General features: G+C 40.8%; 11 protein-coding genes and 1 pseudogene. 3 read left to right on the top strand and 9 right to left on the bottom strand.

What is annotated here, in order from left to right; genetic code table 11:
• Positions 1-142: 142 nt before the first annotated feature.
• Positions 143-3142: a YhgE/Pip domain-containing protein gene (locus CD122_RS07935; protein WP_103358455.1), complete on the bottom strand. Its 3000-nt coding sequence runs from the start codon at positions 3140-3142 to the stop codon at positions 143-145.
• Between the two features lie 222 nt (positions 3143-3364).
• On the opposite strand from CD122_RS07935, the gene CD122_RS07930 reads away from it, so the two are divergent.
• Positions 3365-5413: an amidase domain-containing protein gene (locus CD122_RS07930; protein WP_142381192.1), complete on the top strand. Its 2049-nt coding sequence runs from the start codon at positions 3365-3367 to the stop codon at positions 5411-5413.
• A gap of 61 nt (positions 5414-5474) precedes the next feature.
• Here CD122_RS07930 and CD122_RS07925 read toward each other — a convergent pair whose 3' ends face one another.
• From CD122_RS07925 to CD122_RS07910, 4 genes are all read right to left on the bottom strand, one after another.
• Positions 5475-6434 carry a cell envelope integrity TolA family protein gene (locus CD122_RS07925; protein WP_103358454.1) on the bottom strand — a complete coding sequence of 320 codons (960 nt, stop codon included), beginning with the start codon at positions 6432-6434 and terminating at the stop codon, positions 5475-5477.
• A gap of 129 nt (positions 6435-6563) precedes the next feature.
• Complete coding sequence (locus CD122_RS07920; RefSeq protein WP_103358453.1) at positions 6564-7283, bottom strand: MerR family transcriptional regulator; 720 nt, start codon at positions 7281-7283, stop codon at positions 6564-6566.
• Between the two features lie 31 nt (positions 7284-7314).
• Positions 7315-8280 (bottom strand): alpha/beta fold hydrolase, encoded by a 966-nt coding sequence (locus CD122_RS07915; RefSeq protein ID WP_103358452.1) that lies wholly within the window; start codon positions 8278-8280, stop codon positions 7315-7317.
• Between the two features lie 256 nt (positions 8281-8536).
• Positions 8537-9463 (bottom strand): ABC transporter substrate-binding protein, encoded by a 927-nt coding sequence (locus tag CD122_RS07910; protein ID WP_103358451.1) that lies wholly within the window; start codon positions 9461-9463, stop codon positions 8537-8539.
• 224 nt (positions 9464-9687) lie between these two features.
• On the opposite strand from CD122_RS07910, the gene CD122_RS07905 reads away from it, so the two are divergent.
• The gene (locus CD122_RS07905) at positions 9688-10038 is read left to right on the top strand and encodes a zinc ribbon domain-containing protein YjdM (protein WP_103358450.1); all 351 of its coding nucleotides are present in this window, start codon (positions 9688-9690) and stop codon (positions 10036-10038) included.
• A gap of 54 nt (positions 10039-10092) precedes the next feature.
• On the opposite strand, the gene dhaM is transcribed toward CD122_RS07905, so the two are convergent.
• Genes dhaM through dhaK form a run of 3 tightly spaced genes read right to left on the bottom strand, consistent with a single transcriptional unit; the run spans position 10093 to position 12013 of the window.
• Positions 10093-10455 (bottom strand): dihydroxyacetone kinase phosphoryl donor subunit DhaM, encoded by a 363-nt coding sequence (gene dhaM / locus CD122_RS07900; RefSeq protein WP_103358449.1) that lies wholly within the window; start codon positions 10453-10455, stop codon positions 10093-10095.
• Between the two features lies 1 nt (position 10456).
• Positions 10457-11032: a dihydroxyacetone kinase subunit DhaL gene (gene dhaL / locus CD122_RS07895; protein WP_103358448.1), complete on the bottom strand. Its 576-nt coding sequence runs from the start codon at positions 11030-11032 to the stop codon at positions 10457-10459.
• 18 nt (positions 11033-11050) lie between these two features.
• Positions 11051-12013, bottom strand: a complete 963-nt coding sequence (dhaK, locus tag CD122_RS07890) for a dihydroxyacetone kinase subunit DhaK (protein ID WP_103358447.1) — start codon at positions 12011-12013, stop codon at positions 11051-11053.
• A gap of 268 nt (positions 12014-12281) precedes the next feature.
• On the opposite strand from dhaK, the gene yidC reads away from it, so the two are divergent.
• Entirely contained in the window at positions 12282-13130 is an 849-nt protein-coding gene (gene yidC / locus CD122_RS07885) for a membrane protein insertase YidC (protein WP_103358446.1), read from the top strand.
• An 86-nt stretch (positions 13131-13216) separates the two neighbouring features.
• Here yidC and CD122_RS07880 read toward each other — a convergent pair.
• Positions 13217-13488 (bottom strand): annotated as a pseudogene (locus CD122_RS07880) (phosphopentomutase); the annotation flags it as partial.

Raw genomic sequence — 13488 nt, 5'->3', positions numbered from 1 at the left:
AGCAGAACCGAACGATGAGCAAAATTGCTTTTTGATTTTGCCGAAATCGTGGCAGTTCTGTCGAAAATCCTGCTTTTGGGACACCGTTTATCGGTTTCCCAGTGCTTAAATTTTTTGTGTCCGAGCCCCGAACTATACCTTTTTATTCAAAGATATTACTTTTCTCTGCTTTTTCAGCGAGTCGATGTACGACAGGGTTGAGGTAAGGCTTCCCAATAATACCGATTAAGAAGAAGACGATACCAAATATACCGAGATAGATGAGCTTGCTTGCTAAAATCTCTGGTACAGGACCGCCCACCGCTTCTCGCAATGCATCAATACTGTATGAGAATGGTAAGAATGGATGCAGTTTTTGAAAAAATTGTGGTGTGACTTCGATTGGGAATGTCCCACCGCCACCGGCAATTTGTAGCACTAAGATAATAATCGCAAGTGCTTTACCCGGGTTACCTAACACTGACACAAGTGTATACACGATCATTGTAAATACCATTGCTGAATACAGACTGATCGCAATAAATAATGGTACAGATTCGACGGATGCTTTCAGAATGACGATATCACCGACTGATACGATAAATGCTTGAATCATGTTCATCATCATAAAGAGTCCCATTTTACCGAGATATGTTTCACGAATCGTCAAATACGGCTTCAAGTCTTCATGCTTGTTATGAACACTTAACAAGCTGACAAGCAACAGTGTACCGACCCATATCGCAAGTGCTGTATAGAATGGTGTACTTGCTGAACCATAGTCTTTCACTGGGAAAATGTTGTGCTGATCAATCTCAATCGGATGTGCAATGACACCCGCTTGTTTTTTCAAATCATTACGCAATAAATTGATAATGTCTTCTATTGTATTATCCTCGTCTAATTCTTTAAAGACCTTCTCTGCCTTAATCAAGTCTTGTTCAACCGTTGGCAAGTCATTACGCGCAAAGTCAGCGAGATTACTTAACGCACGTTTCGCTTTCGGTTGATTCTCGTCCAACAGCGCATTCAACGTATCGTATTTCTCAAATGCTTCCGGCAACTTCGCGTTGACCGTATCCGTCGCTTTGGCAATGTTCGCTTCTAATTCTGGTAAATCATTGCGGACAAAATCAGCTGCACGTGCCACGCTTGACTTAAACTCTGGATAATACGCCTGCGCAATCGACATTGCATGTTGATATTTCGCCTCCACCGTCGGCAAAACATCTCTCAGTTGTGTCAATCTCGCATTCGCATCTGACAAAATGACTTGGCCGTTACGCACGATTTCTTTCGTCGTCTGCAGTTTATCCTGCACCGTATCAATCGTCGCAGCCCCTTTGTTAAGCACTTCGTCTACACGTTTAGAAACATCTAACAGCGCATTCGCAATATCAGTTTTCACCGTTGTGCTTGTGTCCGTTAATCGCTGTTGCAACGCATCTAACGCTTCAATCACATCTTGCGCCTCTGCTTTGCCTGTGTTACCCGATGCGATCGCGTCTTGCAGTGCATTCAATCGTTTCGTCATTGCTTTAATCTCTTGTTGTGTGTTTTTCAACTTCTCTTGTTGTTCCGTTAAATCAATACCTTCCGATTGTTCAATCTGAGTCAGCCAGTCACGATAATCACGCAATGTCTTATTCGCATTGTTCATACGCGCAATTAAATGCGACAGTGGTTGCTCAAACGTATCTGGTTGGTTACTGCTCAGAATACCATAGCTCATGTTCTTCGCCGCATCTAAGTCTTGTCGAGTTGCCTCAAGTTGTGACAACATCATCTCATTAACACCTTGTAACGCATTGCCATAATCCGTTCCCATCGCTGTCGCCTCATCTGCGGTAATGACTTGACCGTCTGGCAATGGCGTTATGTTGCTATCTGTTTGCGTGCTCAGTTGAACCACTTTATAGTCCGTTCCTTGCGCACTTTGTGGTGTTGTTTGAACATTATTTTGGTTATTCAAGCCATTTTGTAGCGTATTGTTTACCGCTTGTTGCGCTTGATCCACCACACCATTTTGATTCGTATTGCCATTCAATTGCGAACCATTATTGATAGGGTTATTACCCGTATTCGGCTGAACTGGCGTCGTGTTATTCGCTTGATCTTGGTACTGTGTGAGATTGTCCGCAAAGCCTTGATTAATATCACGTGCTTGCTCAATCCCTTGTTCATAGACATTTACACGCTGTTCAATTGTTGGCAGTACTTGACTCGCAGTATCCAATGTTTGCAAGCCTTTTTCTGTTCCTGCAATTGCCGTATCAACGCCTTGATTAATCTGTGGAAAATAATCTGGCACGCCACTTGCAACTTGTAAGGCACGCTCAATTTCTGGCATATATTCGTTCAATTTCAATACCAGTTTGGCACGCTCATTTATCGCTGGAATACTTGCGTTCAGCTGATTCAATTTTTCCGCAGCTGTTACCGCTTCATCTTTATAATTGCCTAGATTACGAAATCTATCGGCATAGTTATCAATCGTTCCTTGATTTTCATCAATATAAATAATCGCTTTTCGGAACTTTTCAATCTTCGGCAACGCTTGATAGGCAGCATCAACGCCGTCACGAATTTTATTATAAGTTGGCAGTTGTTTTTCAATCTCAATACCTAAACGATTGGCTTCTTCTAAAAGTACTTTTGTGACTGCTTTATCAAAACTTTCATTTGCTTTTTTGACAATTTCACTCGTACCCGCATCCGTCATCTTAGGTGCGATTGCATTCAGCTTTTGATTGACCTTATACGTTACTTTCGCTTGTTGCGGGTCTTTTCTCAAAGTCCCTGTAATTTGATGGGAGAATTGTTTCGGAATATACATCGCCGCATAATACTTTCCTTTATACAATCCCTTATCCGCTTCTTTACGACTTACAAATTGCCAGTCAAAATGGTCGTCTTTGTGCAATGTCTCTTCTATTTTATTTCCGACATTAATCTTTTTATCACGGACCATATCTCCTTCATCTTCATTGACCACCGCAATTTTAATATTACCCGTATTGGAATAAGGATCCCAAGTTGCTTCAAGGTTAAACCACGCATAAAAAGAAGGCAAAATAGCAAGTCCTGCTAACAATATCAGTGCGCCTGGCGCTTTACCAATTCTTTTAAGATCTGTTAAAAAAAGCTTAAACGCCTGTTTCATTATTTCCACCTCTATCCATTAAAACCTAGCAAGCGATACTGCAAATTTAACGTCTATTTACAATGATTTTTAGTTGACACATATCAACTAACTATGTAACCTAACTAGTATACAATTTCACATCCAATTTGTACACTCAGACCCTATTTTGAAGTAGCACACGATACATAAACGATGGATGTTAAAGATATACTTTCGGATAATTACTTAGGAGGCATTAGCATGAAAGGAAAAGTACTGCTTACCAGCTTATTGACAACTGCACTTGTTGCATCTCCTACAACAGGTAATCTTGCAGAAGCTGCCAGTCAGAAAGCACAAACAGCACTCGAACAAGACATCCCAACACAAATGGACGATGATGAGACAACATCCCCTTTAGACATCGTACCGACAGAAGATGACAATGCGACACAAGATGACGAACACGTGTCGAAAGTGCACAAGAAACAACAGGATGATAAAACGAATAAAGCGACAACATCTCGTAAGACGAAACAAAATGAGCTTGAGACACCACTTATTATGGATGCCTTTGATCGCTGGCTATACAACACAGCAACAGGTAATACAGACGCGCTTAATAATGAGACATCTACAACTGTACCCCAAAGTAGTGCGACATCTGATGTAGGGGTTGGCACGGAAGATATGCCACAAACGGAGGTTTCTCCTGCACCAGCGTCTAGTCTATCTCCGGATGAACGTGACTTTTTCGATAATTTGAACGCGATTTTAAACGAAGAAACACCTTTTGACGATATGGTGGCATCTGATGATGTGACATCTATGGATAATAATGATGTGTCGTCGGATGACTTATTATCTGATGACGCAACGGATAATGCGGATGAGACGACAGTGGATGAAGGGACGCAAACTGAAGATTCAACGTCAGCGTCAGATGTAGCGGACGAGACAGAAACAGATACTACAACGGACGAAGATGAGACTGATGTAACAGCAGACGCAGACGACACAACTAGTACGGATGACAAGGACACTGATACGGACGATAAGACAGACGCAGAGAACACGCCGACTGATGATACCAATGCAGCGACTCAGAAAGGTAAGACGTCTGTGAAGGATGATGTCATGATCGAAGCTTTGTTAGATGAATACAGTGACAAAGCTGAGAAGACACAGACGCAACAACAGGCGCAAAGCGCTAAGCGTACGTCTAACAATCCACAAATTCCGGCAAAGGATACTTACACAGGCTCACGTGAACAAGCGCCTGCCCAAACATTTGATGACTTGCCGAAACAATCACAGATGCGTCAGACAACGTGGTTCCAAGAACGTCCGTCTGCGCATAACAGCAACGACACAGGTGCGGTCTCTGATATACGTGTCGCACCTAACCAATCGACACGCGCATTTATTAATGACATTGCCAAAGATGCCCATCGCATCGGTCAAGAACAGGACCTTTATGCGTCTGTGATGATTGCACAAGCGATTTTAGAATCTGACTCTGGACGCAGTGCTTTAGCGCAATCACCGAACTACAATTTATTTGGTATGAAAGGTGCCTACCAAGGACAATCAGTTGGTTTCAACACACTAGAGTCTAACGGTAAAAATATGTATCAAATTCAAGCAGATTTCCGAAAATATCCGAACCAAAAAGCCTCTCTTGAAGACTATGCGAAATTGATTAAAGGTGGTATTGACGGTAATCCAACGATTTATAAAGGCGTTTGGAAAAGTGAAAGTAGCAGCTATCGTACAGCCACATCAGAACTTGTCGGTACCTATGCGACAGACCCTAACTATGATACGAAGCTCAAACAACTGATTCAAACGTATGACTTAACTCGTTTTGATCAGAAGAAAATGCCGAAGTTGTTAGAGGCAGATATTGTGACAAACGGCGAAAGTATCAGTGGTAACGGCTTTAAAGCGTTCCGAACAACCGGTAGCTCGCCATATCCACAAGGACAATGTACATGGTACGTATACCACCGCATGGCACAATTTGGCAAATCCATCGCGGGTAATATGGGTAATGCGGCTGAATGGACTAGTTCTGCACATCAAAAAGGTTATAAAGTGACAGATCGCCCAACAAAACATAGTGCTGTCGTCTTCCAACCTGGTCAACTAGGTGCGGATAGCTACTACGGTCATGTGGCATTTGTAGAACAGGTACATAGTGATGGCTCTATTGTCATTTCAGAATCTAACGTCAAAGGACTTGGTGTGATTTCTTATCGTACGATTGATGCGACAAGTGCACAATCTTTAGACTACATTGTACGTTAATATCAAATTATGTAATACCTATTAATGAAGGGTCGGCCATCTCAGTGCCAACCCTTCATTTTTATTGTGCTGGTTTAATTTGCTGACCGCGTGGGTCTAACTTCACAACGTTGCCATCTCTAACAGTGTAATATCCTGCGACATCGCCTGTCTGTTTATCACGGAATGTAATCGTCCATCCGGTTTTACTCAATTGTAATGTCGGGTCCCAATCATATTTTTCAGTGTCTACGGGATGCCCTTCAAATTCGTTAATTTTATCATAAACTTGTGAGCGATAACGTGTCATATATGTGCTTTGTTCTCCTTGATTACTATAATCATCTGGTTCAAATTTCAATTTCTTCATAACTGTTTGATATGCGTCACTGTCTTTTTGCTTCTCATAAATCGGTGCTAAGTCAAATTCTACAGACGTTTCTGCTAATTCTTTATAATCCAGCAATGCGCTTTGTGTCCCACCGACCATGCCTTTCGTATCAGACACACCCACGATCGTGGCAAAATTGCTTTTCGGTGTTGTTAAAGTATAAAACTTCATGCCTTCTGGTTGATTCCGCATATCAAAAGTAGGCTTGATAATCACTTGATCTAAGTTACGTGTTTCTTTTTGGTATCCTTCAAATTGATACTGACCGTTGACAATCTCCTCTGCCGTCACAGATTTATCGCCAATGTTGTCAGCAAAGAATAATAATGCCACCCGTTCACGCTCTGTTAATTGATCAAAGTTTGGCGCTTGTGCCGTCTGTGACTTAGCCGCTGCTTTCTCTTTATTTTGGTCTGCTGCCATTTCCTTTTTCGCATTATCCGCCTGTGCTACCTCTTTTTGTTGTTTCGGGTTTGAATCTTTACTCTGTTGCTGCTCGTCTGTTTTAGCTTTATGTTCCGCTTCACTATGGGCCTTCGTTTCTTGCTTTGACGCCTGCGATGCTTCTTTCTCATTCTCTGCTGTTTGTGAGCCACACGCTGTAAGTAACAACAATACAGCTCCCGTTGCAATCATCTTGATGTACTTCATACCCTATTCCCCCTTGTTCTTTTCATTCCTTTTCCCTAGTTTTTCGTATTTATGCACACAATCTTAAAAAGGTGTCGCATCGAACGCTCGCTTAATAACGAAACTTTCGAATACAACACCTTGATTCAATTAATGCGGTTGATACACTTCAACACACTGACCGGTAAATTGACATGACGGACATGTTAATTTCCTTGTTGATGGCGTATGTGACGCAAATATAAATGTACGCATACTTGGAATAAATACGTGCTGACAGTTCGGACACATATATTGCACTTGGTGGTAATAATCTTTAGTTAAATAGTAAGCAAGTCCGACACTTACGCCAACGCCTAACAAAGGATACGTTAAGCTGCTTGTTTTCGCACCTAACCAAACACCTGACCATAAGCTGAGCGTACCGATACTGGCAAATCCTATCGTTTTAACTCTTAACGGCTTGAGATTTTCATTTTTCATAATCATACGATCCATGTCTTGTAGTTTTGTAATAGATGACTGTGAAGTTTCATTCATCATCTGTTGCATGGCTCGAATCTGTTTTTGCTGCGCTTGCTGTTTCTGAATTGCTTGTTCTAATGCTTGATGTTTCTGGTCTAATATGAGTCGAACCGTGTCGAGCGTACCTTCTGCCTGTATCAACGCTTGAATTTCTTTTAACTGCATACCGAGTGTTTTCATCAATAAAATGAGTTTCAGTTTTTCTACTTCTTGATCTGTGTACACACGGTAGTTATTATCATTCACATATGCTGGTGGGAGTACACCTTTCTCATCGTAATACTGTAATGTTCTCGTTGAAATATTGAACATTTTTGCCAAATCACCTATCGCATAAGTAGCCATGAATCGCTTCACCTCCTACCTTTGTTATAGACTATGACGTCGCGTGATGGTCAACGATTTCATGCATGATTTTTAAAAATTTTTCACGTTCATCGACAAATGGTGCATGGGCGCTCTGTTCAAATAAGTAATAATGTTTTTCTTTAGCCCCTACGGCTTCAAATAATGCACGACTATCAATATCTGTCGTTTGCAAGTCATACTGCCCCTGTATTAAATAAAATGGCACCGTTATTTCCCGGGCAATTGTCATCAAATTCGTCTCGACCATTTCAGTTGTCAAATGGTCGAATGCAGACAGACTGCCTCGTATAATGTTAATACGTTCCTTCAATGTATAGTAAGGCGTCGACATCATCGCTCGGAACATCTTGAACGCGGAATAACCTCGAACCGAGAAGCCACCTTTATAGCGTTCTGTATAGCGCATTCTCACCTTATCGTAATATTTATCCTTATTAAAATAACGTCCTAAATTCACACGTTCTAACGCTGTAACTGCTTGGCCATTTTCTTCCTTCTTCGCATGCTTTAATAGCCGTTGCAAGATCACACGCTCATTGCGATACACATCACCCAGTTGACCAATACCAATATACGCCGCAATCCACTCGGGACGTTTATGCGCCAGAATCGCACCAATAATCGTGCCGAATGAATGACACATTAAAAAGACTTGTTGTCTGTGATAATGATGGCATAAATATTGAATCAGCCACTCCGCGTCTTGAACAACTTCTTCCATTTTGACGGCTTGTTTCGTATAAGACATCCCAGTCCCACGCTGATCCCAGAAGACGACGGTATAATGCGTTGTCAGATCGATATGATGCGCACGAAAAAACGGATAGAGCGGGAAGCCCGGTCCACCATGTACTACTAATAAAATGGGATTCGCAAAATTACGTGTCTCAATAATGACACCTTGCTTTACGCCATTAATTGTTAAATATTGCTTTAAAATACGCTTGCCATCCTGCTCATAATACCGCTTCATCCGACCACCTCATTTATATATATTATAAAACAAGTTTGTGCAAAACAGGAACGGAACGTACTACAAATGATTAGCAGTGGCAAAAAAAGAGTGGGACAGGAATCTCATTTTTATAAAAAGATTCCGTTATCCCACCTGGCAAGGCTGACTAGGTGTAAAAAAGCTTGTAAAAGCGTATTTGCATACCAGTCAGCTACTTAAATACTCAAACTTAAGTTGCATGTTTATATGAATGTCTCAACTTCCAATATTCATCTTATTTCATTTCTTTAAGTGCTTTATAGAAAATATCACGTTGCTTTTCAAGAGAGATTGGATCATTGTATTGCGTATCCAACACGTCTAATGTGATAACGCGATTATTTTTTACAGCATCTAAGTTTTCCCAGTAGTTCGTGTTTTGGAATTCTGGTGTCATGTCCCCTTGTTGCGCAACGACTGCAATGTCACCCATGTAGTCGCCAAATGTTTCCGGACTAATTGGTGTCGCAAAACGTTCTTTCGTTGCTGCTTTTAATTGTTCAGGTTGTTTTAAGCCATAGCCACCGTAAAGAATTTCTGTTCCACGACCGTAATGATCACTGAATGCCATGATTCCTTTTGGTGTTTGTTGTACGACAGACGCTGTTTTACCTTTCAACAATGGCGCAAGTTCTTTTTTATCTTTCGCCATTTGTTTGTCCCAATCTTTCAACCATTGTTCTGCTTTCTCTTCTTCGCCAATTAATTTGCCAAGTTGCTTCGTTGTCTCACGATATTGTGATTTATTCGAATCAAAGAACACAGTTGGCGCAATTTTTTGTAATTTCTTTGCATTTTTATCTTCAACCGTTGAGATAATCAAATCCGGTTTTTGTTTTGCCACTTGTTCAATACTTGTACCATCAATACGCTCAATGCCTTTTGTTGCGTCGTCTAACACTTTATTTTGTTCAACATATTGCGATACCGCGACTGGTTTATGACCAAACTTCACTAATGCACCGACATATGTTGGATGTAACACCGCAATACGTTTTGGATCAGTTGGTACTTTCACCTTTTCGCCATTATCTGAAGTAAATGTTTGCTCCGTTGCTTCTTTGTTACTTGATTGCTTACCGTCTTTAGTACCTTGCTCATTCGACCCACAAGCTGCCAAAAGTAATAGCGCACATACGCACAATAACAATAACCTTTTCATCTCTTTTTCGCCTCCACGATATATAATTGATAATGATTATCAATTATAGCATGGAAATCTTATCCCACAATTACTTTTGAACAAAAATAAAATATATGCTATTTTTCTTTAAAAATTATATTTTATGTCAGCATGTTTTTAATTTCATGCAACCGGTACTAGTGCTTTTGCGTACATTATGCTAGATTAGTAGTATCAAATGAAGAAAGTAGGTCTCAATAATTATGACGACAGCCTTACCAAATTGCCCAAGTTGCGGATCTGAGTATACTTATGAAGATGGCGCATTATACGTATGTCCAATGTGTGCACACGAATGGACAGCAGAATCTGTTGCTGAAGCTGAAGAAGCAGCGATTGTACGTGATGCGAATGGAAACGTACTTCAAGATGGCGATACTGTAACAGTTATCCGTGATTTGAAGGTGAAAGGAAGCTCTAACGCCATTAAACAAGGGACAAAAGTGAAAAACATCCGCCTTGTTGATCCAGAAGACGGTCATGATATCGATTGTAAAATTCCTGGTTTTGGTCAAATCGGCTTAAAATCAGAAGTTGTTAAGAAAACAAACTAGTCAACAAAAAGCCATTGGTTTCAGTCGTTTAAACTGTACCAATGGCTTTTTATGTTATTGAAATTCAGCGTTTACCGCATTAATCACTGCATCAAAGTCTTTACCTGTTGAGATAGAGACTGCCGCAATAAAGCTACCTTCTACAATTGGTGCTGAAACTTTTTCAACACGCTTGCTACCCGCATACATTTCCAATGCCATATCTAAGTTCATTTCTGATGAGCCAATATCGAAAAAGCATACGGCGTCATCTTCCAAGCCTTCAATTGTCGCGAATATCGTATCGAATGACGTGCCAATACCGCCTTCATGCCCACCGACCGCAACAACTGAAACACCGGGTGCCATTTGTTCAAGTAATTCCTTCGTTCCAAGGGCAATTTTTTCACTATGACTTACAAGTACGATGCTTGTCATCCTACTCATCTCCAATCAACGCATTTAAAATATAGACACTACTTTGCGCGCCAGGATCCATATGACCGATTGACTCAGATTTGAAGTAAGCTGCACGCCCTTTTGTCGCTTCTAATGCTTTCGTATCTTCCGCATAACTTTGTAGGGTTTCTAATGTAACTGTTTCGCCATTTTGAACGGCTTCACGCGCACGATCAATCACATCCAACATCGTTTTTTCGCCACGCGTCACTTTACCACGTTGCGCAATCGCTTCGGCAAAGGCATTCAATAATGTCACTAATTGTTCACGATTAATATCATCTTCTGCCACTTGTGACATCTTCACAAAACTAAAGCCGTATAATGGACCAGACGCGCCACCAACGTTCGACATTAACGTCATACCCGTTGATTTCAACAAATTCGCCATCGAGCTGTCATCCAACTTTTCTGGCAATGCTTCAAAACCACGTAACATATTCACACCGTGGTCGCCATCGCCAATCGCACGGTCTAACTCTGTCAATGTCTCTTCTTCTGCTTTAAACGTCTCTCTTAACGCAAGCAAACGTTCTTTTAAAGTTGCTGTATTCATACAATCTCTCCTTAACTATTAAAAATAACGGCTCTCTGTCTCTGCTTTTAATGCCGTTAATAAGTTGTCATCATGTGGGGCAAGTGTAATTGAAAAACCTTGCATATCCAAAGCTGTCATATAGTCGCCTACCAACCAATGTGTCACTTTCTTACCGTGTGCTACAAGTTGTTCTGACACATATTTCGTCATAATATGCAATTCAGACAACGGCGTGCCACCCATACCATTCAGCATTACAATCACTTCAGGGGCATCTACTTCTGTGACTAAACGTGTTACTAAGCGCTGTGCGATATTTTCCGCACTTTCAACCGTTGTACGCGTAATCCCACGTTCGCCGTGAATGCCAATACCGATTTCCATTTCATCTGCTTCAATATCAAAGCCGTACTTGCCAGTTGTTGGCACAAGCGGTGGTGTTAACGCCATACCAATCGAGCGAACACCTGCTAACAGACCTTCCACTTTTTCTTTCAAGTCTGTCAACGTCACACCTTGTTCAGATAAGTAGCCCGCATATTTATGTACAAGCACTGTACCTGCCACACCACGGCGTTTTTCAACATCTTCAATCGCAATATCGTCTGCTACAACGACCATTTCGACTGCGATATCTTCCATTTGTGCCATTTCCTGTGCCATCTCGAAGTTCATCACGTCTCCGGCATAGTTTTTCACAATCAATAGCACACCGTCACCGTTATCAACTGCCTTAATCGCTGCCAATACTTTGTCTGGTGTTGGCGATGTGAAGACTTCACCACATACCGCCGCATCCAGCATACCTTGTGCGACATAACCCGCATGTGCTGGCTCATGTCCACTGCCGCCACCTGACACCAGTGCCACACCCTTTTGCTTTTTCTCTGCGCGAACGACAACTGTATCTTCAATAACGTCCACATCTGGGTTCGTCAATCTCATGCCCTCAAGCATGTCCTTCAAAAAATACGTTTTATCTTGAATTAACTTTTTCATGTACGTCACCCTTTCTTTTTCACATTATTAGTATAACGCTTTCAATAAAATTTGAATAATATTTCACAAGCCAACAGTGTAATAAGCTGCTTAAAGCCACTTTTTCATCATAAGATTTATAGTTAATGTGATGACTTTTGTTTTTTTTGAGCATTATTTCAATACAGACTAATATTTTGTATAATTAAGTTAAATGGTTATGTATTTTATTAAGGCAACTTAACGTGTTGCTTTTTATTTTGAACTTTATGGGGAAAGGAATTATTTTATGAAAGTAAGACACCTGAGCTTTATTGTACTATTATCCGTATTGTTATCTGGATGTAACTATGCTGATCCAGATAGTAGAAGTGGCTTTTTCTATAACACATTTGCGAAACCAATGGATTTATTATTAGATTGGCTTGGTACGCATCTAAATCACAATTATGGTTTAGCCATTATTCTCGTCGTTTTAACCATTCGCATTATTATGTTGCCTTTTATGCTGTCACAAACGAAACAAGGACAATTTATGAAACGCGCTCTCGGTTTGCTTAAACCAGAACTCGCACCGATTCAAGAGAAAATTAAGCATGCCAAGACACAAGAAGAACGTTTACAAGCCAACCAGGAAATGATGACGGTCTACAAGAAATATCAAATTAATCCGATGAAGAATATGTTAGGTTGCTTACCGATGCTCGTTCAAATGCCGATTTTATTCGGATTGTATGCGGCACTCAAATGGCCGGTTTTCAACCAAATCACAACGTATCCAGACTTTTTATGGTTTAAGTTATCTGAACCTGATATTATCATTACGATTATTGCGGCGGTATTATATTTCTTACAATCTCTCGTCAGTTTACAAAATATGCCGAAAGAACAAAAACAAATGGGCTATATGTTAATGATTATGTCGCCTATCTTTATTATCTTTGTTACATTAACTTCTGCTTCAGCACTCGGTTTATATTGGTCAGTGAGCGCCTTATTCTTAGTCATTCAGATGTACCTTTCAAATCAATATTATGCGGAGTACGCTGATCAAAAAGTAGCACGTTTACAACAGGAAATTGCTAAAAATGATACAACGAAAAAGCCTGTCAAAACTGTAAAAAGAAAGAAAAAATAATATTGCTTTAGTGGTTTATGTTCTATGTGTCAAACGCCAAAAAGCCGTATCGTTCAAGTAGCTTTCTACTTGCGATACGGCTTTTATTATTTCAATTCATTTAAATAGCTACGTCCAAATTCTGATAAGTCCACACCGAAGTTATCGGCGATTGTCGCTCCAATAGAGCTGAACGTTGTATCGCCGTCGAGGGCAGTGCCACCGTTGAATTTCGGGCTGTAGAACAACACCGGAATGTATTCACGTGTGTGATCTGTCCCCTCCGCCGTTGGGTCATTACCGTGATCGGCTGTGATAATCAACAGGTCGTCTTCACGCATGTTGTCCAACAGTTCCGGTAAACGTTCGTCGAAGTCCT

It is taken from the genome of Staphylococcus rostri, from assembly GCF_002902145.1.
In the GTDB taxonomy this organism is placed as follows: Bacteria; Bacillota; Bacilli; order Staphylococcales; family Staphylococcaceae; genus Staphylococcus; species Staphylococcus rostri.
Note: the sequence above shows the minus strand (reverse complement) of the source record. Positions and strands in the feature narration are given on the sequence as shown.

Excerpts from the sequence above, each read along its gene's own strand:
- CD122_RS07935 (WP_103358455.1), bottom strand. The coding sequence starts at position 3,142 with ATGAAACAGGCGTTTAAGCTTTTTTTAACAGATCTTAAAAGAATTGGT.
- CD122_RS07930 (WP_142381192.1), top strand. The coding sequence starts at position 3,365 with ATGAAAGGAAAAGTACTGCTTACCAGCTTATTGACAACTGCACTTGTT.
- CD122_RS07925 (WP_103358454.1), bottom strand. The coding sequence starts at position 6,434 with ATGAAGTACATCAAGATGATTGCAACGGGAGCTGTATTGTTGTTACTT.
- CD122_RS07920 (WP_103358453.1), bottom strand. The coding sequence starts at position 7,283 with ATGGCTACTTATGCGATAGGTGATTTGGCAAAAATGTTCAATATTTCA.
- CD122_RS07915 (WP_103358452.1), bottom strand. The coding sequence starts at position 8,280 with ATGAAGCGGTATTATGAGCAGGATGGCAAGCGTATTTTAAAGCAATAT.
- CD122_RS07910 (WP_103358451.1), bottom strand. The coding sequence starts at position 9,463 with ATGAAAAGGTTATTGTTATTGTGCGTATGTGCGCTATTACTTTTGGCA.
- CD122_RS07905 (WP_103358450.1), top strand. The coding sequence starts at position 9,688 with ATGACGACAGCCTTACCAAATTGCCCAAGTTGCGGATCTGAGTATACT.
- dhaM (WP_103358449.1), bottom strand. The coding sequence starts at position 10,455 with ATGACAAGCATCGTACTTGTAAGTCATAGTGAAAAAATTGCCCTTGGA.
- dhaL (WP_103358448.1), bottom strand. The coding sequence starts at position 11,032 with ATGAATACAGCAACTTTAAAAGAACGTTTGCTTGCGTTAAGAGAGACG.
- dhaK (WP_103358447.1), bottom strand. The coding sequence starts at position 12,013 with ATGAAAAAGTTAATTCAAGATAAAACGTATTTTTTGAAGGACATGCTT.
- yidC (WP_103358446.1), top strand. The coding sequence starts at position 12,282 with ATGAAAGTAAGACACCTGAGCTTTATTGTACTATTATCCGTATTGTTA.